This window comes from Cupriavidus sp. GW822-FHT06G04, assembly GCF_058799075.1.
In genome coordinates this window covers 77,101-98,477 of the sequence record NZ_JBXALD010000014.1, presented here as the reverse complement: position 1 = coordinate 98,477, position 21,377 = coordinate 77,101, and the positions used below count along the sequence as shown (strand labels likewise).

The following is a 21,377-nucleotide window of genomic DNA, read 5'->3' as shown; positions in this document are numbered from 1 at the left end:
GGGACCCGGCGGCGGCGCGCCTGGTGCTGCGGGAATGGCCGCCCGGCGCGGCGCGCCGATCGTGCAGACCCTGAAGCCGCACAAATCCGCCCGGCCGGCTCAGCCCAGTTCAGCTCAGCATGTCGGCCCAGATACTTCGCGCCCACGCCATGCCGTAGGCGCCTTCCACGGCGCTTGGCTCCGTCGATAACCCGCCCGAACCGGGCACCGTCAGCATCGTTTTCTGTGCCGCATCGTAGCGATGCACGCTGGCAATATGGATCGCCTCGGTCGCCGACGTAAAGCTGTAGCAGGTATTGGTGTACACCGGCGCCGGGTCGGGCTGCCGGCCGGCCAGCAGTTGCAGGATCGCGGCCGCCGCCACCTTGCCGTGCTGGTTGGCCATGGTGCCGGACTTGGGCATCAGCGGCGCAATCTGCACCGCGTCGCCCAGTACGTGGATGTCCGGCGCCACATGGGACGCCATGGTGAGGAAGTCCACTTCGCACCAGCGTCCGTTGGCCGTTGCCAGTCCGGCGGACACGGCGATGGCCCCCGCACGCTGCGGCGGCAACAGATTCACCACATCGGCCTTTTCGTCGTCCTGCACGTCGAATCTGATCGTGCGCGTGGCGGGATCTACGTCGATGGCTTCGTGTTGCGGGCGATAGTCGATCATCCCCTTGTAGCGCGTGTTCCACACCTGGCGGAACAGCGCGCCTTTGGACGTGATGTCCGGATTGGCATCGAAGATCAGCACCTTGCTGCGCGGCTTGTGTTGCTTCAGATAGTCCGCGACCAGACAGGCGCGCTCATACGGCCCCGGCGGGCAGCGATACGGCGCAAGGGGAATCGCGATGGCGAAGACCCCGCCGTCGGGCATCGCGGCAAGCTGACGGCGCAGTATTTCCGTCTGCGGGCCGGCTTTCCAGGCGTGAACGATCCGGTCATCGCCCGGGCCCGCCTGTGCCAGGCCCGGCATCGCGCTGGTCTGCATTTCCACGCCGGGCGACAGGACCAGCCGGTCGTAGGGCAGCGTCGCGCCGTTCGCAAGCCGCACCGCGCGCCGATCCGTATCGATGGCCGTAACGGTGTCGCGCACATGTCGGACGCCGTGCTGTCGTGCCAGGGCGTCGTACGGCAGCGTGATATCGGCCATCCGCCGGTAACCAGCCACCACCAGATTCGATAACGGACAGGACACGAATGCGGCGTCGGGCTCGACCAGCGTCACATCGACCGCGCCGCGGCTCCAGAAGCGCAGGTAGCGCGCCGCCGTGGCGCCGCCGTAGCCGCCGCCCACCACCACCACCCGGGCCGGCGCCGCGGCGCGCGCCAGACGCGGCGACAGACAGCCCATCGCCGTGGCGGCCAGTCCCGCCTTGAGTACGGATCTCCGATGCATGCGGAATCTACTTCTGATCCGCGAACCACGCGGCCATGCCGATGATTTCCGTATCGCTATAGCCCTTGGCGATCTGCGGCATCACGGTGCCCGGGCGCTTGCCAAGCTTGTAATCGAGCATCAGCTCGACCAGATCGGCCTGCGACCGGCCGGCCAGGCGCGGCACGGGACTGCCGGCAGGCGGGCGACCGTCGGGGCCGTGGCAGACCGCGCACGATGCGGCCTGATTGCGCGCCTGCTCCACCCGCGCGCGCTGGGCTTCGATCGTCAGCTTTCCGGAATCCGCCGGACCGGCCGTGACGGGGCCGGACGCGGCGGGCTGCGCCAGCAACGGCGCGGCGCATAGCCCCACGGCGAGAGCAACCATCCAGCGGGGGGACAACGGCAATCGCAATGGGGCTTTCATGTGGCTTCCTTTTGTTTCAGTCTCAGGGGAGATTGCGTCCCGGCGGCAGCGCCACCGGCGAGGACACCGGCGCGGCGACCGGACTGGTCGTGGCGCCCGACGTGCCCATCGATGCCGGCGCATCGGACGTGACCGGCGCATTCGGCTGGCTGCCCGGCACCGATTGCACCGGCGCCGGCGTGCCGACCGCCTCGTTGCCGGTATTGCCGTTCTGCGAAGTCGTGGCCTGGTCCAGCCGCGCGCGCTCTGCTTCGCTCACGTAGTCGAACACCTTGACGACCTTCTGCACGCCGCTGGCATTGCGCGCCACGTCGGTCGCCTTGTCGCCTTCGACGCTGGTGACCACGCCCATCAGGTACACCACGCTCTTGTCGGTCGTCACCTTGATCGAGTTGGCCGGCACGCCGTCGGCCGTCACCAGTAGTGTTTTCACCTTGCTGGTCAGATAGGCGTCATTGCTGCGCGTCATGAAGCCGGGAGATGCGGTGATTTCGATCTCGTTGACCACTTCCCGCGTATTGGGCAGACCGCGCACGTATTTTTCGATCTGCTGCTTGATATCCGCACTGGCGGCTTCACCGGTCAACAGCACCTTGCGGTTGAACACCGAAGTGCTGACGCGCGCCTGGCTGTCGTTGTAGCGCGAGCTCAAGGTGCTGTCGATTTCCACTTGCAGGCCGCGATCGATGGTCTGCGTGCCGGTCGGGCGGCGGTCGGTCGCCATGACCACGCCCGTGCCGACCGCGCCGGCCAGTACTGGAAAGCAGCCGGCCAGTTGGGTAGCCGAAACCACCAGGGCGGCCACGGTAATGGCAGTACGCGCGATGCGGGCCGGCGAAGTCTTGTTCTGATGGGTCACGTTCGTCATGCGGTGTCTTGGTTGTTCGGATGGATGGCGGAAATGATGCGGGAAACGGACTGCAATGCAAGCGGATTTACCTCGCCCGCCGCAGCGCCTGTGGATATCGCTGTGGAATACATCGCGAAACCTGTGCATAGCTTGTGGGTAGCCATGTGGATAACCCGGGATAACTTCGGGCGCGATGTAAGCGTGGCGGTCATGCGGTGCCTAAAAGCGCCTCGTCGATGCCATCGCACAGGCAATGGAGCGTCAGCAAGTGCACTTCCTGGATGCGCGCGGTCCGGTCGCTCGGCGCGCACAGGTGGATGTCGAATTCGCTGAGCAGCGCGGCGATCTTGCCGCCGCCCTTGCCGGTCAGGGCCACCACGCCCATGTCACGCTGGTGCGCGGCCTCGATGGCCGTGATGACGTTGGCGGAATTGCCCGAAGTGGACAGCGCCAGCAGGATATCGCCCGGCTGGCCGAGCGCCTCCACCTGTTTGGAGAACACCACGGAAAAATCGTAATCGTTGCCGATCGCGGTCAGGATCGAGCTGTCGGTGGTCAGCGCGATGGCCGCCAGTCCGGGGCGTTCGCGCTCGAAGCGGCCGATCAGTTCGGCCGCAAAATGCTGCGCGTCGGCCGCGGAGCCGCCGTTGCCGCACACCAGAATCTTGTTCCCGCTGGTCAACGCAGCCACCATCCGCTCCACCGCCGCATCGATATGCGGCGCCATCAGCGATGCGGCCAGCCGCTTGGTGTCGGCGCTGTCCAGGAAATGTTGTTCGATACTTTCAATACTCATGGTCAGGTGACATCTGCACAATCCCGCGCATTATGACGCAGCGTCCGGCGCGTCGTTGTGCATCGACGTCAGGTCGAATGCGTTGGGCAGCCACTCCAGCCGGCCCGGCTCCAGCGCCACGACATCCACGCGGCAGGGCGGCACGTGATCGAGCGAGGCCAGGTAATGTGCGGCCGCATGGAGCACGCGCCGCTGCTTGGCCGGCGTGATGCTTTGCGCGGCCCCGCCAAACCCGCGACCGCGGCGCTGGCGCACTTCGACAAATACCAGCGTCTGGTCCCGCGCGCGCATGATCAGGTCGATCTCGCCGCCTTTGCAGCGATAATTGCGCACGACCGGCGCCAGGCCCTGCCGCTTCAGGTAGGCCAGCGCCCGGTCCTCGGCCAACGCGCCCTTTGCCGTAGTGGTTGGCGTGGTGGTTTTGAATGAGCGATTCAATGGAAGTTCTCAAGCATGAGTGACTGGACCCAGTTGGCCACCGGCCAGACCTATCCGCCCGCCACGCTGTACGTGGTGGCCACGCCAATCGGCAACGTCGCGGACCTTTCGCTGCGGGCGCTGCATGTACTGGGTCTGGTCGATGCTATCGCATGCGAGGACACGCGCAACACCGGCCAGTTGCTGAGCCGCGTGGGCGTGCAACGTCCACTGGTGGCGGTTCACGAACACAACGAGCGCGAGGCCGCCGTCCGGATCGTCGAACGGCTGGCTGCGGGCGAGCGCATTGCCTATGTATCGGACGCGGGTACGCCGGGCATTTCCGACCCCGGTGCGCGGCTGGTGGAGGCGGTGCGCGCAGCCGGCTTGCGCGTGACGCCGCTGCCCGGGCCCAGCGCGGCCGTCACGGCGCTTTCCGTGGCGGGCGACATGCTCGAGGCTGGCGGCGGGCGTTTTACCTTCGTCGGGTTTCTGCCCGGCAAGGCCAAGGCGCGCAACGACGCGATCGCGCACTGCGCCGCGCTCGATCACGCCTGGATCCTTTACGAAGCGCCGCATCGCATTGCGGACACGCTGGCGGCGCTGGCCGAAGCGTTGCCAGCGTCGCGGCGGATCCTGATCGGACGCGAACTGACCAAGCTGTTCGAGGAAACGCCGGTGATGCGCGTGGCCGACGCGCCGGCGTGGCTGGCGGCGGAGCCGACGCGCGGCAAAGGTGAATTCGTGCTGGTCATCGAAGGGGCGAGCCGCGCCGAGGGCAGCGACGCCGACGCGCCCGACGCCGAGGCGGCGCGCGTGCTGAAGCTGCTGCTGGCCGAACTGCCAGCCAAGCGCGCCGCGAAGCTGGCGTCGGCCATCACGGGCGCCAAGACCGATGCGCTCTACAAGCTGGCGCTGGCGCAACGCACGGACGGCGAGGCGGACGCGGACCACGACTGAAAACAAAAACGGCATGACCACGCTCGTGATCATGCCGCTTGAGAAAATTCTTATCAGGAAGAGACGTTGCTGGCTGGGAGAGGCGAGGTCGAGAAATCGGATCTGACCTGGCCGCATCGCCTTACTTGCGCTTGTGCTTGGTGGTGGACTTGCCAGCCTTCGACCTTGCCTTGGACTTGGCCGGCACCAGCGAGTTGGCGGTATCGGGCAGGCTGACGTCGTCAGCGCCGCTGCCGTCACCGGCTTCCGCGCCGCCGGCCTCGATGTTCGGGCCAAGCGCGGCGACTTCCGTACGCGAGAGACGGCGGATTTCCACCTGCGTGGCGCCGTGGTCGACAAAGCTCAGGCGCTTTGCCGCCGCGTAGGACAGATCGAGGATCCGGTTGCCGTGATACGGGCCGCGGTCATTGATGCGGACCACCGCCACCTTGTTGTTGCGCAGGTTGCGCACCAGCACCCAGCTATCGAGCGGCAGCGTCGGATGGGCGGCCGTCATGGCGCGCATGTCGAAGCGCTCGCCGTTGGCGGTCTTGCGCCCGTGGAAGCCCTTGCCGTACCACGACGCCGTGCCGCGCTGCTCGAACGTACCCATGTCAGCGCGCAGACCGTCGATGGACGGCTGGGTCGGCGTGTTGTCGTCCTGCCAGCCAAACAGATTCCAGTTGCCGCGATCGTCGGTGCGGTCGGCCGGCGTGGCGGCCTTGCCCGTCAGCGCCCGGGTGGACTTGGTGGAAATAGCGCCGCTAGTCGATGCGGTCTCGGTGTCGCTGCCCGGGGGCGTCGCGCACGCGGCCAATGCCAGCGCAGACACGACGATCGCGCACTGACGAAGGAAGCGGTTGGAGCCGGGCGCCATCTCGCGCGCGGCCCCGGGACGGAATAGGGGCAGACTGAGCATGGCGCGCAGTCTATCATCGGTCGTTTTAAGCTAGTGCCTTGATTTTGTTACGAAATCTAAAGAAACGGCGACGAATTCCCCGCAATCCACCGCTACACAAGGGATTGCGCCGATTACCCTGCCATCGCTGAAGTGCGGCGGATACTTAACTTTCAGATTCTTCTCACGCACGATTCAAACGTTTCGCGGCCGAGTAGGCGCAGCATCGGGGGCTACAATGGCCCACCCACGGCGCACCGCGTTCCCCGCCGGAACCGACGCGAAAAATGCAGATTGAGCCGCAAATGAAAGTCATCCTCATCCCCGTCACGCCCTTCCAGCAAAACTGCTCGCTGTTGATCGACGAGACCTCGCAACGCGCCGCGGTGTGCGATCCCGGCGGCGACCTGAACCGCATCACCGCCGCGCTGGAAGAAAACGGCGTCACGCTCGAAAAGATCTTTCTGACGCATGGTCATGTGGACCACTGCGCGGGTGCGGCGGCGCTGGCACGGCAGTTCGACGTGCCGATCGAGGGCCCGCACGAGGACGAGCGCTTCTGGATCGAGCAACTGCCCGAGCAGACGCGCCGCTTCGGTTTTGGTCATGCGGAAGTGTTCGAGCCGAACCGCTGGCTCGACAACGGCGACACGGTGACGTTCGGCAATGAAACGCTCGAGGTCTACCACTGCCCGGGCCACACGCCGGGGCACGTGGTGTTTTTTTCGCGCGCAAACCGGCTGGCAATCGTGGGAGACGTGCTGTTTGCCGGGTCGATCGGCCGCACCGACTTTCCGCGCGGCAACCATGCGGACCTGATCCGCTCCATCCGCACGCGTTTGTGGCCGCTTGGCGAAGATGTGACATTCGTGCCCGGCCACGGCCCGGTGTCCACGTTTGGCGACGAACGTCGCAGCAATCCTTTCGTGGCCGACCACCTGATCGACGCAGCCTAAAGCGATGGCAAAGAAGCAAGCGCCCGACATCCGGCCGGAAATTTACGTCAGTACCGATGTGGAGGCCGACGGACCGATTCCGGGCCCGCATTCGATGCTGTCGTTTGCATCGGCCGCAATGCTGGCGGACAAGACCGTGGTGGCGACGTTTTCGGCCAATCTGGAAACACTGCCCGGCGCGGCGGGACATCCGGTGCAGATGCAATGGTGGAAAACGCAGCCGGACGCCTGGGCCGCATGCCGTCGGGATCTGGAACGGCCGGAAGACGTGATGCCGCGCTATGTCGAATGGGTGGAGAGTCTTCCTGGCAAGCCCGTGTTCGTCGCGTTTCCGGCCGGCTTCGATTTCACCTGGATGTTCTGGTACATGATGCGTTTCGCGGGCCGGTCGCCGTTTGGCTGGGCCGCGCTCGATATCAAGACGCTCGGTTTTGCCCTGACGGGACGCCCCTATCGCAAGTCCGTGAAAGCCGCATTTCCGCCGCATTGGCACGATCCGCTGCCGCATACCCATGTCGCGCTGGACGACGCACTGGAACAGGGGGCGTTGTTCTGCAACATGCTGGCCGAGTTGCGCGCCCGCGAAGGCCGGCTGGCAAACCTTTCAGACGCATCCGGCGCCCCGGGCAACGCTGCGGCGCCGGAGTGAGCCCTTGGCGCCGGGATCCGGGACTGCGTGAGGGACGGCCGTCCGTGCGGCACGCCACATGCGCCCGCGCGACAGCAACACCACAATTTTTCGCGCGCTCTCCTATAGTGGAATCGTGAAATTGACGGCGTAGGTCCGTTCGAAACCCCGCGCGACGGTGCGCCGAGGAGGTGTGACCATGCGTTTCCATCCCGATCTACACCTGAAAGACCTGTCCAGCAGACTTCACTGGCCGCACCGCCCACCCTCACGTGCCGATGTCGTGGCTCATTTCCACTCGGCATCGGAAGACGCCGAAGTCGCCAAGGCACTCATCTATGTCAGCGCCGTCACCGCGATTGTGTTGCTGGTCGTGCTGGCCGGCATCAGTTTCGGTCAGGAGGCCATGCACTGGCTGGGTGTTGAATAAACGACGACTCGCCTGAAGCGATTCGCCTGACTGACCGGCCGGCCTCCCTTGCGGGGGGCCGGTTCTATTTTGGGTGTTGCTTTTTGCGGTGCGGCAAAGGTGTCAGGCCAGCAGTGGCGCGACGTTTTCTGGCGGGCGCCCGATCACCGCGCGATGGTCGCGCACGACCACGGGACGCTGCAGCAGGATGGGATTGTCCGCCACGGCGGCAAGCAGCTCGGCGTCGGTCAGCCCAGGGTCCGCCAGATCGAGTTCCTTGTAAGCCGTCTCGCCGTCCCGGATCATTTCCCGCACGGGCACGCCCAGCAGGGTGTGAAGTTGCCGCAGCGTCGACAGCGTCGGCGGCGTCTTCAGATATTCGACGATCTCCACGGTTTCGCCCAGGCGCGGCGCAGCGGCTTCGACAAGCGCCAGCGCCTCACGCGATTTCGAGCATCGGGGATTGTGGTAAATCGTGATCATGACGGCTTCCTCCTGCCTGCGTTAGATATCCCGGCACTATATACAACGGCTCGCCGGCTCTGACGAGGCCGCGCGGCGGAAAACGCGGCAAGGACCCCAGGTCGGACCCGTCGCTATGTCCGCCTGCCAGGGGGCGTAGTCAGGGCCGTCGCTCTGGCGCGTTAATGAGGTCGCTCGGCAGTCAAGTCCGCCACTCATCGTCAATATCCCCTTTTCGGCGGTGGATTGGCACAGGCGAAGCGGGCATGTATCGTGCGTAGCGTGGCTGTCCATTCACCATGGTGGCCGGCATCGTGCCGGAACCGCTTTCTGCCCAACATAACGTGTCCGATTCTTCTTCACCTGCCACCCGCGCGCCGTACCGGCTGCGCGACGCAACCCCCGCCGATGTCCCCGCGATTCAGGCGATTTACGCCCACCACGTCCAGCACGGACGCGCGTCGTTTGAAGAAGTCGCGCCAACCGTGGACGACATGCAGTTGCGCTTTGCCGAAGTCCTCCGCAAGGGTCTGCCTTATATCGTGGCCGAACGCGACGGCAGGATACTCGGCTATGCCTATGCATCGAGCTACCGCGCGCGCAGCGCCTATCGCTTCGCCATCGAGGATTCGATCTACATCGACCATCGCCACACCGGCGAAGGACTGGGTCGTGCGCTGCTCGCGGAGTTGATCACGCGCTGCGAACGGGGCCCCTGGCGCCAGATGGTGGCGGTCGTGGCGATGACCTCCACTGGCGAGGGTGCCGGGTCCGTCGCCGTGCACGAGCGTCTGGGCTTTCGCACCGTGGGCCGGCTGGAATCGGTCGGCCTCAAGCACGGCGAATGGATCGATACCTTGCTGATGCAGCGACCGCTCGGCGCAGGCAACGCCACGGTTCCCCACCCTGACGAACTACGACAGTAAGGCCGGAACGGCGGTGTCACACCAGGCGCGCAGGTTGTCGTAAGCCCGCGCAACGTGGTCTGGGCCGCGCGTCATGCTTTCCAGGCGCATCACTTCGACGCGCGCCAGCCCAATCGTGCCCAGCACGTATTTCAGGTACGGCGTGAAGAAGTCCTTCTGGCTGGCGGCGTCATCCGAGAACCGTCCACCGCACGACACCACGGCCAGGACCGCGCGATCGCGCAATAGCCCCTGCTTGCCCTGCGGCGTCCCCGCGAAGGTGCGTTCGGGGCGCACCACCAGGTCGATCCAGGTCTTCAGCGATGCCGGCAGTGTGAAGTTGTGCATCGGCGTGGTGATCAAGACGATGTCCGCCGCTTCGAGTTCGGCAATCAGCGCTTCCGACAACGCCAGCGCGGAGGGATCGGCCGCTTCGCGCTTTGCGGCCACCGCCAGATTGGCATCGGTGAATGCGGCGCCGATCGGCGGCAGCGGATTGGCAGCCAGGTCGCGCTCGATCACGACGAGCGGCCCGTGCTGCGCCGACAGTTGCGCGCGAACGATCTCGCCCGCGCGGCGGCTGGTGGACCTATCGCCTCGCGGGCTGACGTTCAGGTGTAGCAGTGTTGCCATTGTCTTGCGACCTAATCAGTCGATCATATGGTTGAAGCGCAGCGCCCGGGCCAGCAGGCCGTTGCGGTAATAGAAGCGATGGCCCAGCACGTTTGTCAGCGGGGTGTCGAGCACAAGCTGACTGCAGCCCTGGGCGGCGGTTTCCGCCTTTAGCCAGTTCATCAGCTGATGCCCGTGGCCGCCACTGCGCGCGCCGGCATCGGTCACGAGGTCGTCGACATAACAGTACTTGCCGTAGACCAGATTCTCGGCAAGGCGATAGCCGGCCAGCGCCACCCACTGGTTGTCTTGCCACATCCCGACCAGCCGGTAGCCGTCCAGCGTCTGGCGTTGCCAGCGCGCGACGAATTCTTCCGCGTTGGCCAGATGCGGACGAAGCTGGTGCATCAGCGCAAAGGATGCCGCGACGTCGGCCGGCGTGTCGATGCGACGAATCTGATTTTGCTGCGCGGCGGCGATTTGCATCAGCGCGCTCCGGCCGGCGCATCGGCGGGCGGCGGCGGAAAGTGCAGTCCCACGGCGATACGGTTCCAGGCGTTGATCGACGCAACCGTGGCGGCCAGGAACACCAGTTCGTCGTCGCTGAAGACGGCGCGCGCGTCTGCCAGCGCGGTGTCGCGGGCGGGCCCATCGCTCATGCGGGTGAGCGCCTCGGCCCAGTCCAGCGCCGCCGTTTCGCGCGCCGTGTAGATGCCCGCGTCACGCCAGCCGGCCAGCAGATCGAACTTGCGCGGATCGATGTCGAGCTTGCGCGCGATGTTCAGGTGAAACTGCAGGCAGAACGCGCAGCCGTTGATTTGCGACACGCGCAGCTTCACGAGCTCGGTCAGCGCGGGGTCCATGCCGGCCGCCGTGACCGCCTTGCTAACGCCGCTCAGGGCCGCGTACACATCGGGGGCCGTCCGTGTGAAAGCCTGGAAATCCATCTTCGACTCCTTCGGGTAAGATGTCAGAGTTCGAAGATTAATATAAGAGCTCTGACATTATGAGGAAGACCCTGTCGTCGAAGGGGAAAAGCGCCGGGCTTGCTGCCGAGACCACGCGGATTCCCGCACCCGGCGAAGGCAAGCGCGGCGAAAGCGGCTATCTGGCGTATCTGTTGCGGCAGGCCAGCGCGGCCAATCGTCTGCAGATGGAGCGCGCGCTGGCCGATCTCGGCGTGACGCTGCCGCAGTTTTTCGTGCTGACGATGCTCGGCGCGTATCCGGGCGCATCGGGCGCGGACATCGCACGGTTGGCATTGCTGACGCCGCAGACGGTCAGCGTGATCATGAACAATCTGGAGAAGATGGGCGCGATCGCGCGCCAGCCGCATCCGGTTCACGGCCGCATCCAGACCGTCGCCCTCAGCGATGCGGGGCGCGCGCTGCTGGCGCAGTGCAAGGTCCGCGCCGCCGAGGTGGACAAGCAACTGCGCGCCGGGCTCAGCCCGGAAGAAGAACAGATCGTGCGGCGCTGGCTGGTCAGCCTGGCCGCGCCGGACAGCGATCTGACGGCGTAAGGCGCGGCAGGAAACAAGGCCCGCGCGCGGCATGAAAAAAAGGCCCGCCGACTTGCGTCACGCGGGCCATCATCGCATCACAACTACGGATTCATTGCGGCGCCAGCGGTGCGGAAAACCGCCGGCGCACTTCGCGGACTCAGCGCATCAGGTCCGACAGCGCCAGCGCCACCACCTTGGTCGCGCGGTTCAGGTCGTTCAGACGCAGGTTCTCGTCGGAATTATGGCCGCGCGCTTCCATCAGCGTGCGCGGACCGGCGCCGTACAGCACGGTCGGGATGCCGCGGCTCGTGTAGTGGCGCGCGTCGGTGTAGAGCGGCACGCCCTGCACCGGAATTTCCACGCCGAACACGGCTTCGGCGCGTTGCTTGAGCGCGCCGATCAGCTTGTCCACGCCCGGCAGTTCCGACAGCGGCTCGGCCAGGATGATGCGCTCGACCTTGACCTCGATGCCCGGACGCTCGCGCGCGGCCTTCTCCACCACGGCGCGCAGTTCGCCTTCCGCGTCGAAGCCGATTTCCTCGGGAATCATGCGGCGGTCCACGCGGAACGTCACCAGATCGGGCACCACGTTGGTGTTGATGCCGCCCTTGATCAGGCCGACGTTGAGCGTTGCGGTGTCGATGCCCGGCACCTTGCTCTTGCGCGTTGCCAGTTCGGCGCGCAGGCCGTAAATCGATTGCAGGATGTGCGTGGCGGCCTCGATGGCGTCGACGCCGGTGTGCGGCATCGCGGCGTGGCCCTGCTTGCCCTTGACCGTCACTTCCACGTGCAGGCAGCCGTTGTGCGCCGACGTGATGCCGTACGAGAAGCCGGCCGAAATCGCATAGTCGGGCTTGGTCAGACCTTCGTCGAGCAGGAACTTCGGGCCGATATCGCCGCCGGTTTCCTCGTCGTACGTGAATTGCAGTTCCACGGTGCCGTTGATCTTGGCGCCCTGCTTCTCGGCTTCGATCAGCGCCAGCACGGCGTAGGCGTAGGTGGCGAAGTCCGACTTCGACACCGCCACGCCGCGGCCGAACATGACCGGGCCGTGCTCGCTGTCGGCGATTTCGCCGCCGTACGGATCCTTGGTCCAGCCCAGGCCCGGGGGCACCACGTCGCCGTGCGCGTTCATCGCGATCACCGGACCGCCGTTGCCAAACGTCTTGCGCACCAGCAGATTGGTGGCGCTGATCATGCCGGCCGCCTTGACCTTGTCTTCCGGCACCTTGTGCGCTTCCACCTTGAAGCCCAGCCCTTCCAGCAGTTCATGCGCGCGCTTGCCATGTGCGTCGCAGTCGCCCGGCGGGTTGTCCGACGGCACTTTCACCAGCTCGGCCAGGAAAGCTTCCTGCTGCGGGCGGTGCGCGTCGATGTACTGGATCAGCGTGGATTCGATGGGATTCATGTTGTCTCGTGCGGTCATCGTCTAGCTCTGGAGTGTTGGGAGGGGCGCCGTGCGTGCGGCGCGCTTATTGGGTACGTTGGAAGTGCTCGACGAAATCGGCAAACACGCGCGCCGCGATTTCGGCGTCTTCCGCGGTCATGGTCTCGGTGGGATGGTGGCTGATGCCGCCGTTGCCGCAGCGGACAAACAGCATGGCCACATCGGCAATGGCGGCGATGGCCATCGCGTCATGGCCGGCGCCGGAGGGCAGATGACGCACGGGCACGCCCTGGCGCTGCACCGCGGCGGCCCATTGCGACTGCAGCCACGGCGCGCACGGCACGCTGGCCGCTTCGTGCGTCTTACGGATGTGCACGCGCACATTGCGGCGCGCGCAGACACGTTCGATTTCGGCCAGCACGTCATTGACGGCAGCCTCGCGCTCGGCGTCCACGCCCGCGCGAATGTCGATGGAGAACACGGCGCGCCCGGGCACTACGTTGGTGGCGCCGTTCGGCACATTGAACTGGCCTACCGTGCCCACCAGGCCCGGCTTGCCGCCGCAGCGCTTTTCGATGAACAGGCCGATTTCCGCGCCGGCCATCGCCGCGTCGCGACGCATGTCCATCGGCACGGTGCCGGCGTGTCCGGCCAGGCCTTCGAGTTCGACGATAAAGCGCGTGGCGCCCGAGATCGCCGTGACGACGCCCACCGGCAGCCCTTCGTTGAGCAGCACCGGGCCCTGTTCGATATGGACTTCGACGAAGGCCAGCACCTTCTCGCGGTCATGCCTGGCGGCAGGCAGTTGCGCGGCGTCGAAGCCGGCCGCGCGCATCACGTCGCGCATCGTGCGGCCGGCATCGTCGACGTTGTCGAGCACGTTGTGGTCGAACGTTCCGGCGATCGCGCGGCTGCCCAGCAGCGTCGCCTTGAAACGCACGCCCTCTTCCTCGGCAAACCCGATCACTTCGATCGCGAACGGGAAACGCTTGCCTTGCCGGTGCCATTCGGCCACGCAGGCGATCGGCAGGATCACGCCCAGATTGCCGTCGTAGCGGCCGGCGTCGCGCACGGTGTCGAAGTGCGATCCGGTGAGCAGCGCGGGCGCGTTGGCCTGCGCGCCTTCGTAGCGGCCGATCACGTTGCCCGCGGCGTCGCGGCGCACCGTCATGCCGGCCGCCTGCATCCATTCGGTCAGTTGCGCGGCCGCGCCGTGATGCGCGTCGGTCAGATAGGTGCGGGTAAGAATGCCGGGCTGGTCGGTATGAACGGCCAGGGCGTCGGCCCAGGCCATGATGCGGGTGCCGATGTCGGCGGACAACGGCGTGGTGATTGCTGCCATGTGTTTGTCTCTCCTGCTGGCGGTGCGTGAGCCCGGTAGTGTCTGCCCCGGGCGGGCGCCCGAAAGCCGTGGCTCTATTCTGTGCGATTCATGTTAGCACAGTGAATTCAAAAATTGCATACAAAAATGATATGCACTATATTGGCCTCCACGCACCGACAATCCGCCGCGGACAATCCGGTCCGGACAAGTGGATTGCGTGGATTCCGCCTCAACAGGGGGGCTTTCCGCGCCGGACAAGGGCCTGCGGGCCGATTGTCACGGTGATGCCACGCCGCACGCCGCATCAGCGTTGTCTTTGCTGACCGGTGCGACGGCATTCCTGAACCAGATCAGGGCCGGCCGATGGCGCATCGATCACCGACAGCGCCACGGACCAGGCCCGGCATGGAGACAACAATGCAGCATGCCGTACCCACGCAGCGCGCCGCCGGTGCACGCCTGCACATTCGCTTCACTCGTTCCCTGTTCGGCCAGGTGCTGATCGCCCTGGCGCTGGGCACGCTGCTGGGGCTTGCCTTTCCCGAATTCGCGGCCAAGCTCAAGCCGCTTGGCGACGGCTTCATCAAACTGATCAAAATGCTGATCGGACCGGTGGTGTTCTGCGTGGTGGTCGCCGGCATCTGCGGCGCTGGCGAGTTGAAGAAAGTAGGCCGAGTCGGCATCAAGGCCGTGGTGTATTTCGAGGTCGTCACCACCATCGCGCTGGCGCTTGGCGTGGTGCTGGCCTATGTGTTCCAGCCCGGCGCGGGCATGAACGTCAATCCGCACAATCTCGACGCTTCCGCCATGGCCGCGTATGTGGAATCGGCCGACAAGGTGAAAAGCGCGGGCATGGTCGATTTCCTGCTCAAGCTGATTCCGAACACCATCATGGGCGCGTTTTCCAGCGGCGACGTGCTGCAGGTGCTGCTGGTGTCGGTGCTGTTCGGTTGCGCGCTGTCGCTGGTCGGCGAGCCCGGCCGGCCGCTGGTCAGGCTGATCGACAACTTCTCGCAGACGCTTTTCAAGATGATGGGATTCATCATCAAGTTGGCGCCGCTGGGCGTGCTGGGTGCGGTGGCATTCACGGTGGGCAAGTACGGCATCGGATCGCTCAAGCAACTCGGTTTTCTGGTGATCCTGTTCTACGGCGCGGTGCTGGTGTTCGTGCTGGGCGTGCTTGGCATCATCATGCGACTGTGCGGTTTTTCTGTGCTCAAGCTGATCCGCTATCTGCGCGCCGAATTGCTGGTGGTGCTTGGCACCGCATCGTCGGACAGCGTGCTGCCGCAGGTCATGAGGAAGCTCGAATTCATGGGCATCAGGAAGTCCGTGGTCGGACTGGTGATTCCTACCGGCTATTCGTTCAACCTCGACGCATTCTCGATCTACCTGACGCTGGCCGCGGTATTTATCGCGCAGGCCACCAATACGCCGCTGGCAATGGGCGACCTGCTCGGCATTCTGGCCGTGGCGCTGGTTACCTCGAAGGGTGCGCATGGCATTCCGGGCTCGGCCATTGTGATTCTTGCCGCCACGCTTTCGGCACATCCGGCCATTCCGGCGATTGGTCTGGTGCTGGTGCTGTCGGTGGACTGGTTCATCGGCATCGCACGCGCGGTGGGCAACCTGATCGGCAACTGCGTGGCGACGGTGGTCGTGGCGGCCTGGGAGCGCGATATCGACCGCGAGCGGGCGCACGCGGTACTCGACGGCGCCATCCCGGCGGGCGACCTCGACGAGGGCCTGTCGGCCGCGGCGCAAACCCCCGGGGAAGTCCCTGTGCCGGCATCGCTGCCCGGTGTGGCCTCGGGGCGCTAGAATCACGCCATCCTATTTCCACGCGCGGAGCAGGCAACAGTCGCGCGACACCATGCCCGAGCACATCGATCCAGACATGACCTCCGAGGCGATTGCCGACGACATCGTCGCCGCCATCGTCTCGCACCGGCTGCCGCCGGGGACCAAGCTGCGCGAGGAGGCGCTGGCGAGCGTCTATCGCGTCAGCCGCACCAAGGTCCGCGCGGCGCTCCTGATGCTATCCAAAGACAAGGTCATCCAGATCGTGCCGGACAAGGGCGCGTTCGTGGCCAAGCCAAGCGCCGAGGAAGCACGCGAGGTCTTTGCCGTGCGCCGCATCCTGGAGGCGGCGCTGGCGCGCGAATTCGTCGCCAAGGCGACGGCGGCGGACTACAAGCGCATCGAGAAGCATCTTTCGGCCGAACGCAAGTCGCTGAGCGGCAACGACGCGCAGACGCGCACGCGCCTGCTTGGCGATTTTCATATCGTGCTGGCGGAAGTGGCTGGCAACAATGTGCTGACGGAAATCATGCGCGAGCTGTCGATGCGCAGCGCGGTGATCACGATGCTCTACCAGAGCCGTCGCGACGCCACCTGCTCGTCCGACGAACACCGCGCGTTCATCGACGCGGCCAAGGCCGGCGATGCGGATCTGGCGGTCAGCCTGATGGTGGAACACCTGAACCACGTCGAAAGCGCGTTGCACTTCGACGAAATTCCCGCTGCGACGCGCGGCAAGGACTTGGTTGCCGCGTTGCTGGCCTGATCCTTTGCTTTGCGCTTGATCGCTATCAAGGACGGGGACGGGGTGCGAGGCGCATGATTCGTCTCGCCATGGAGTTGCGGGGGCGCACTTCATGAGCTCTCCCCGCCCTTCGCAAGAAGGGCTGCCCGCAGACCGCAACGGCTGCGGGCTTTTTCATTTGTTTTTCATTTGTGCGCCGACTGGCCTTACCGGCCTGCCTTACCCGGCCGCCGTGGCCGCTGCAGTCGCAGCAGTCGTCCAACTGCTGCTGCGCGCGGTCCAGTAGCCGGGCTTGGCGTAAGCCTGTTTCAGGTGCTCGATAAAGAAGCGGATCTTGGCCGGCACCGGACGCTGCTGCGGATACACGGCCAGGATGTCGTAGTCCGGCAGCGCGTATTCGTCCAGCACGGTAATCAGCTCGCCGCTTTCCAGCTGCGGAAGAATTTCCCATGTCGACCGCCAGCCAAGTCCCAGGCTTTCTCCGGTCCAGCGATGCAGCAGCTCGCCATCGTTGCAATCGAGGTTGCCGTTGACGCGCACCGTCACGGTTTTGCCGTTCTGCTGGAAATACCAGCCGCGCTGTTGTCCGCCCTGCAGGTTGAACGCGAGGCAGTTGTGTTTTTCCAGGTCTTCGAGCGTGTGCGGCACGCCGTGCCTGGCGAAATATGCAGGCGTGCCGCATACCACGCGTTTGTTGGTGGCCAGCTTGATGGCGACAAAGTTGGGATCGATCGCACCGCCAATGCGGATCCCCACGTCGTAGCCCTCGCGCACCAAATCGACCACGCGGTCGGTCAGGTTGAACGAGATCTGGACTTCGGGATTGGCGGCCAGGAACGCTGGCGCGTGCGGCGCAACATGCTTGCGGCCGAACGCGGCCGGCGCCGACACGATCAAATGGCCGGTGGCCTTGTGTTTGCCTTCGGCGATCAGCATTTCCGCGCGATCGAGATCGGCCAGCGCCTTTTTGCACTGCTCCATAAACGCCGCGCCCTGTTCGGTCACGACGATTCTGCGTGTCGACCGATGCAGCAGCTTGACGCCGATGCGTGCTTCCAGCGCGTTGATGCGCCTGCCGATCATGACCGGCGTGACGCCCTGCGTCAGGGCCGCCGCGGCCATGCTGCCGTGCTCGACCACGGCGATAAACGCTTCTATCTGTTTGAGTTTGTCCATAGGGGCCAGCTAAGCCGATTGTCTCCTGCCGTCGCATTGTGAGGCATGGAAGGCTTGCCGCGCATCTCCGGAACGCTATGCGGCGCATGCAGCGCGCCGCGCCATGGCGCCGCCGCTACGGTTGCTGACGCCGGGCCAGCGCTTCGTTAATCTCCGCTGCCTCGCTCAGGACATGCGCCAGCCGTCGCAGCGGCGCACTGCACTGCCACTGGGCGAACAGCGCGAACGCGCCGCCGATGACCACCACCGCGCCGTAGATCGCCACCAGAATGGGCGCCTGTCCGGACGTCGTCGCCGGCAAGCCATGCGCGAGTACGGCTGCCGCCGGGCCGATGGCCAGGATCACCGCCACCGTGCGCGCGCCGCCTTCCCATAAGCGCGCCTGCAACTCGATGCGGCGCTGCCGGGCGCGCAACTGCAGCGCGGGAATCCGGCCCAGACGCAGCAGCAGCGCATTTTCCACGGCCAGTTGCGCGTCGATACGCTGCGCGAGCCAGTGCATCGGGTGCCGCAGTGCATCGCGCCTGCCCAGCATCCGAGTCAGCCAGGCCGCCACGTAGAACAGCGCGCTCACGCCCAGCAGTACGTGAAAAACGTCCGGCAGCCACGCCGGCGGCGCCTGCTTCAGGACCTGATGCCACCACACCAGACCCGCGCCGACCGCCAGCGTCGGCACCAGCGCAAGCACGAATCCGCCCCATAGCACCGTCACCAGACGGCTGTCCCGCGCCTTTTCGGCCGGCGCCGTCTGCAATGCTTCCATCAATTCGAGATTTGTCGGCAGCCGCGTGTACATGGCAAGGCAATGGCGTTTCGAAACCCGCTATTGTGGCCCCACCGCGGCTGCTGCCGATAGGAAAAACGCCGCCGTTTGATCGCAGCGCCCGCATCGACGGATTCAGCGGTGCAAAAACGCCCGGAGGATCGCCCGCCAGACAGCTGGGACGGCCCCCGCATCCGCGCGTCTAAAAGCCGAACATCTTCAATGCGGCATCCTGGGCGTCGCTGTTTTTGAAGGTGACACAGTCGAAATCGATAATCACCGGCTTGCCGTCGAGAATTCTGATATTGGCGGCCGAATTATCGCCAATCTGCCGCTGAATCTGTTTCAGCGTTTGTACCACCAGTTCTTTTTGAGGACTTCGGGCATAAACATCGGCAGGCATCTCGGTGCCATCCACAAACGGCGTGCGGAGCACACATTCTCCGGACTCCAGCCGGATGACCGTTGCCGAGGCAAGGCGCCGGAACTGGCCGCCATAGGCGCGGCCGTAGAAATAATTCCATTCGCTCGCCGCCGTCCGCATTTCCGCAGCCGACATCGACTTGACTCCCATGAGCGCTGCCCCCTGCCGGTTCATCTTGTACACCTTGAAGACCTGATCGCCGACGCGCCACGCTTCGCCAAAGGCTCCGCCGCCCAATGATGTGCCGCACGCCTGAATATCGGATATTGATTTCGGGGCCATCCCATCTCCTTGTCCAGCGAAGAAATCCGGCTAGCGGGGAACGCCATGCGGGCATTGCCGACCGGACGCTTCATCATAAATTTCCGGATTCGCGCGGTAGTCCCAATTGGATCGCGGGCTAAAAGCGTTGCCAGAAAATGCGGACGCAGTAAGGGACGACCTTGCGATTACCGAACCGGCCGCATGTTAAGCGCCGCGCGCGGGCGTGGGATTGATCTGGACGGGAGTGCGTGGCGGAGCGGATGCGCAAGCACCTACCAGGATGCGGTCCCGCGCGCACGCATTTTTAACCGGCTCGCAGCGCCGGCGCCATATATCCCCACGCGCACATTTCCCGCGCATTTTCTGCGCCATTGCAAACCCCAGGTATCGAATCAACTGATCGCGCTTCTGTTTATCCATACCCGATGCAGGCATAGCATCAACGCCAGAACAAATCCCACCCATTGTTTTTGAGCGTATTGGAGACAGACATGCCGAAGATGAGAGCAGTCGACGCGGCCATCGCCGTGCTGGAAAAGGAAGGCATCACCACCGCGTTTGGCGTGCCCGGCGCCGCGATCAACCCGTTCTATTCGGCGATGCGCAAGGCCGGCTCGATCCGTCACCTGCTGGCGCGCCACGTGGAAGGCGCCTCGCACATGGCCGAGGGCTACACCCGCGCCGAGCCGGGCAACATCGGTCTGTGCGTGGGCACCTCCGGGCCGGCCGGCACGGACATGATCACGGGCCTGTACTCGGCCTGGGCCGATTCGATTCCCATCCTGTGCGTCACGGGCCAGGCGCCGCGCGCGCGCCTCTACAAGGAGGATTTCCAGGCCGTCGATATCGAATCGATCGCCAAGCCCGTTACCAAGTGGGCCGTGACCGTGCGCGAGCCCGCGCTGGTGCCGCAGGTGTTCCAGCAGGCGTTTCACCTGATGCGTTCGGGCCGCCCTGGTCCGGTGCTGATCGACCTACCGTTCGACGTACAAGTGGCAGAGATCGAATTCGATCCGGAAACGTACCAGCCGCTGCAGCCGTACAAGCCGGCGGCGTCGCGCGCGCAGATCGAAAAGGCCATCGCGATGCTGAACCAGGCCGAGCGTCCGCTGATCGTCTGCGGCGGCGGCGTGATCAACGCCAACGCCAATGAGCTGCTGGTGGAATTCGCCGAACTGGTGAACGTGCCGGTGGTGCCGACGCTGATGGGCTGGGGCGTGCTGGCCGACGACCATCCGCTGCAGGCGGGCATGGTGGGGCTGCAGACCTCGCACCGCTATGGCAATGCCACGCTGCTGGCGTCCGACTTCGTGATGGGCATCGGCAATCGCTGGGCCAATCGACACACCGGCAGCGTCGACGTGTACACCAAGGGCCGCAAGTTCGTGCACGTCGATATCGAGCCAACGCAGATCGGCCGCGTGTTCGGCCCGGACCTCGGCATCGTTTCCGACGCCCGCGCGGCGCTGGAACTGTTCGTCGAAGTGGCGCGCGAAATGAAGATGGCGGGCCGCCTGCCATGCCGCAAGGCGTGGGTGGCCGATGTGCAGAAGCGCCGCCGCACCATGAAGCGCAAGAGCGATTTCGACAACGTGCCGGTCAAGCCGCAGCGCGTGTATCGCGAGATGAACCAGTACTTCCCGCGCGATGTCCGCTACGTCACCACCATCGGCCTGTCGCAGATCGCCGCGGCGCAGTTCCTGTCGGTGAACCAGCCGCGCCACTGGATCAACTGCGGCCAGGCCGGCCCGCTGGGCTGGACGATTCCCGCCGCGATCGGCGTGAAAACCGCATCGCCGCAATCGGATGTGGTGGCCATTTCGGGCGACTACGACTTCCAGTTCATGATCGAAGAGCTGGCCGTGGCCGCGCAGTTCAAGGTGCCCTACATCCACGTGGTGGTGAACAACTCGTACCTCGGGCTGATCCGCCAGGCGCAGCGCAATTTCGAAATGGACTACTGCGTGCAGCTGGCGTTCGACAACGTCAACGCGCCGGAGCTGGAAGGCTATGGCGTGGACCACGTCAAGGTGGTGGAAGGCCTGGGCTGCAAGGCGATCCGCGTGTTCAAGCCCGAAGACATCGCCCCGGCGTTTGCCGAAGCGCGCGACCTGATGGCCGAGTTCTCGGTGCCGGTGGTGGTCGAGGTGATTCTGGAGCGCGTGACCAACATCGCGATGGGCACCGAGATCGACAACATCAACGAGTTCGAGCCGATCGAGGACCTGGACGACGCCGAGCAGGCCATTCTGGTTGAAGAAACCGTCACGGCCTGATCATTTCGCGAGAGTCCCGCGGCACGTCCGCGGACAGGCCACCCCGCGCGCG

Annotated in this window: 24 protein-coding genes; 9 read left to right on the top strand and 15 right to left on the bottom strand. The window is 65.2% G+C overall.

Features of this window, described 5'->3' with window-relative positions; all coding sequences use genetic code 11:
• Positions 1–109 precede the first annotated feature (109 nt).
• The 5 genes from AC1RKI_RS26030 to AC1RKI_RS26010 form a co-directional block, all read right to left on the bottom strand.
• Complete coding sequence (locus tag AC1RKI_RS26030) at positions 110–1,384, bottom strand: FCSD flavin-binding domain-containing protein (protein WP_341248255.1); 1,275 nt, start codon at positions 1,382–1,384, stop codon at positions 110–112.
• Positions 1,385–1,391: 7 nt separating this feature from the next.
• Positions 1,392–1,790, bottom strand: a complete 399-nt coding sequence (locus tag AC1RKI_RS26025) for a c-type cytochrome (RefSeq protein ID WP_084003811.1) — start codon at positions 1,788–1,790, stop codon at positions 1,392–1,394.
• A gap of 22 nt (positions 1,791–1,812) precedes the next feature.
• Entirely contained in the window at positions 1,813–2,658 is an 846-nt protein-coding gene (locus tag AC1RKI_RS26020) for a BON domain-containing protein (protein WP_061953519.1), read from the bottom strand.
• A 190-nt stretch (positions 2,659–2,848) separates the two neighbouring features.
• A complete protein-coding gene (locus tag AC1RKI_RS26015; RefSeq protein ID WP_061953517.1) occupies positions 2,849–3,436 on the bottom strand; it encodes a phosphoheptose isomerase in 588 nt (195 codons plus the stop codon).
• A 30-nt stretch (positions 3,437–3,466) separates the two neighbouring features.
• Positions 3,467–3,874 carry a YraN family protein gene (locus tag AC1RKI_RS26010; protein ID WP_061953515.1) on the bottom strand — a complete coding sequence of 136 codons (408 nt, stop codon included), beginning with the start codon at positions 3,872–3,874 and terminating at the stop codon, positions 3,467–3,469.
• A 15-nt stretch (positions 3,875–3,889) separates the two neighbouring features.
• Here AC1RKI_RS26010 and rsmI point away from each other — a divergent pair, with 15 nt between their 5' ends.
• Entirely contained in the window at positions 3,890–4,813 is a 924-nt protein-coding gene (rsmI, locus tag AC1RKI_RS26005) for a 16S rRNA (cytidine(1402)-2'-O)-methyltransferase (RefSeq protein WP_227458777.1), read from the top strand.
• Positions 4,814–4,934: 121 nt separating this feature from the next.
• Here rsmI and AC1RKI_RS26000 read toward each other — a convergent pair whose 3' ends face one another.
• The gene (locus tag AC1RKI_RS26000) at positions 4,935–5,711 is read right to left on the bottom strand and encodes a septal ring lytic transglycosylase RlpA family protein (RefSeq protein ID WP_492797884.1); all 777 of its coding nucleotides are present in this window, start codon (positions 5,709–5,711) and stop codon (positions 4,935–4,937) included.
• A 284-nt stretch (positions 5,712–5,995) separates the two neighbouring features.
• On the opposite strand from AC1RKI_RS26000, the gene AC1RKI_RS25995 reads away from it, so the two are divergent.
• The 3 genes from AC1RKI_RS25995 to AC1RKI_RS25985 all read left to right on the top strand — a co-directional run bounded on the left by AC1RKI_RS25995 (position 5,996) and on the right by AC1RKI_RS25985 (position 7,704).
• Complete coding sequence (locus AC1RKI_RS25995; protein ID WP_061953595.1) at positions 5,996–6,646, top strand: MBL fold metallo-hydrolase; 651 nt, start codon at positions 5,996–5,998, stop codon at positions 6,644–6,646.
• Between the two features lie 4 nt (positions 6,647–6,650).
• Complete coding sequence (locus tag AC1RKI_RS25990; protein WP_244786296.1) at positions 6,651–7,295, top strand: 3'-5' exonuclease family protein; 645 nt, start codon at positions 6,651–6,653, stop codon at positions 7,293–7,295.
• 178 nt (positions 7,296–7,473) lie between these two features.
• Positions 7,474–7,704: a hypothetical protein gene (locus AC1RKI_RS25985; RefSeq protein ID WP_061953509.1), complete on the top strand. Its 231-nt coding sequence runs from the start codon at positions 7,474–7,476 to the stop codon at positions 7,702–7,704.
• A gap of 102 nt (positions 7,705–7,806) precedes the next feature.
• Here AC1RKI_RS25985 and arsC read toward each other — a convergent pair whose 3' ends face one another.
• A complete protein-coding gene (gene arsC / locus AC1RKI_RS25980; RefSeq protein ID WP_150982451.1) occupies positions 7,807–8,166 on the bottom strand; it encodes an arsenate reductase (glutaredoxin) in 360 nt (119 codons plus the stop codon).
• A 278-nt stretch (positions 8,167–8,444) separates the two neighbouring features.
• Here arsC and AC1RKI_RS25975 point away from each other — a divergent pair, with 278 nt between their 5' ends.
• Positions 8,445–9,071: a GNAT family N-acetyltransferase gene (locus AC1RKI_RS25975; protein WP_423782027.1), complete on the top strand. Its 627-nt coding sequence runs from the start codon at positions 8,445–8,447 to the stop codon at positions 9,069–9,071.
• Here AC1RKI_RS25975 and AC1RKI_RS25970 read toward each other — a convergent pair.
• The 3 genes from AC1RKI_RS25970 to AC1RKI_RS25960 are packed head-to-tail and all read right to left on the bottom strand — an operon-like array spanning position 9,060 to position 10,609.
• Positions 9,060–9,683, bottom strand: a complete 624-nt coding sequence (locus tag AC1RKI_RS25970) for an FMN-dependent NADH-azoreductase (protein WP_492797888.1) — start codon at positions 9,681–9,683, stop codon at positions 9,060–9,062. The two genes, AC1RKI_RS25975 and AC1RKI_RS25970, sit on opposite strands and share 12 nt — an antisense overlap.
• Positions 9,684–9,698: 15 nt before the next feature.
• Entirely contained in the window at positions 9,699–10,148 is a 450-nt protein-coding gene (locus AC1RKI_RS25965; RefSeq protein WP_490714466.1) for a GNAT family N-acetyltransferase, read from the bottom strand.
• Positions 10,148–10,609: a carboxymuconolactone decarboxylase family protein gene (locus AC1RKI_RS25960; protein WP_244786302.1), complete on the bottom strand. Its 462-nt coding sequence runs from the start codon at positions 10,607–10,609 to the stop codon at positions 10,148–10,150. Before AC1RKI_RS25960 ends, AC1RKI_RS25965 begins: the two co-directional genes overlap by 1 nt.
• 59 nt (positions 10,610–10,668) lie before the next feature.
• Between AC1RKI_RS25960 and AC1RKI_RS25955 the strand changes: the two genes are divergently transcribed.
• Positions 10,669–11,184 carry a MarR family winged helix-turn-helix transcriptional regulator gene (locus tag AC1RKI_RS25955; protein ID WP_150982454.1) on the top strand — a complete coding sequence of 172 codons (516 nt, stop codon included), beginning with the start codon at positions 10,669–10,671 and terminating at the stop codon, positions 11,182–11,184.
• 139 nt (positions 11,185–11,323) lie between these two features.
• Here the strand turns inward: AC1RKI_RS25955 and AC1RKI_RS25950 are convergent, their stop codons facing one another.
• Positions 11,324–12,574: a M20/M25/M40 family metallo-hydrolase gene (locus tag AC1RKI_RS25950; RefSeq protein WP_492797890.1), complete on the bottom strand. Its 1,251-nt coding sequence runs from the start codon at positions 12,572–12,574 to the stop codon at positions 11,324–11,326.
• Between the two features lie 64 nt (positions 12,575–12,638).
• Positions 12,639–13,895, bottom strand: coding sequence for an allantoate amidohydrolase (locus AC1RKI_RS25945; protein ID WP_061953493.1), 1,257 nt, complete (start codon positions 13,893–13,895; stop codon positions 12,639–12,641).
• 399 nt (positions 13,896–14,294) lie between these two features.
• On the opposite strand from AC1RKI_RS25945, the gene AC1RKI_RS25940 reads away from it, so the two are divergent.
• Both AC1RKI_RS25940 and AC1RKI_RS25935 read left to right on the top strand, forming a co-directional pair.
• Positions 14,295–15,698: a C4-dicarboxylate transporter DctA gene (locus AC1RKI_RS25940; RefSeq protein WP_227458771.1), complete on the top strand. Its 1,404-nt coding sequence runs from the start codon at positions 14,295–14,297 to the stop codon at positions 15,696–15,698.
• 52 nt (positions 15,699–15,750) lie between these two features.
• On the top strand, positions 15,751–16,443 hold the full coding sequence (locus AC1RKI_RS25935; protein WP_061953491.1) for a GntR family transcriptional regulator: 693 nt from the start codon (positions 15,751–15,753) through the stop codon (positions 16,441–16,443).
• A 198-nt stretch (positions 16,444–16,641) separates the two neighbouring features.
• Here AC1RKI_RS25935 and AC1RKI_RS25930 read toward each other — a convergent pair whose 3' ends face one another.
• From AC1RKI_RS25930 to AC1RKI_RS25920, 3 genes are all read right to left on the bottom strand, one after another.
• Positions 16,642–17,598 (bottom strand): LysR family transcriptional regulator, encoded by a 957-nt coding sequence (locus AC1RKI_RS25930; RefSeq protein ID WP_490714464.1) that lies wholly within the window; start codon positions 17,596–17,598, stop codon positions 16,642–16,644.
• A 115-nt stretch (positions 17,599–17,713) separates the two neighbouring features.
• Positions 17,714–18,361, bottom strand: a complete 648-nt coding sequence (locus AC1RKI_RS25925; protein WP_317851312.1) for a hypothetical protein — start codon at positions 18,359–18,361, stop codon at positions 17,714–17,716.
• Positions 18,362–18,563: 202 nt separating this feature from the next.
• Positions 18,564–19,067 (bottom strand): BUD32 family EKC/KEOPS complex subunit, encoded by a 504-nt coding sequence (locus tag AC1RKI_RS25920; RefSeq protein ID WP_227458769.1) that lies wholly within the window; start codon positions 19,065–19,067, stop codon positions 18,564–18,566.
• Positions 19,068–19,540: 473 nt separating this feature from the next.
• Between AC1RKI_RS25920 and gcl the strand changes: the two genes are divergently transcribed.
• Positions 19,541–21,325, top strand: a complete 1,785-nt coding sequence (gcl, locus tag AC1RKI_RS25915) for a glyoxylate carboligase (RefSeq protein ID WP_150982459.1) — start codon at positions 19,541–19,543, stop codon at positions 21,323–21,325.
• The last annotated feature ends 52 nt before the right edge of the window (positions 21,326–21,377 follow it).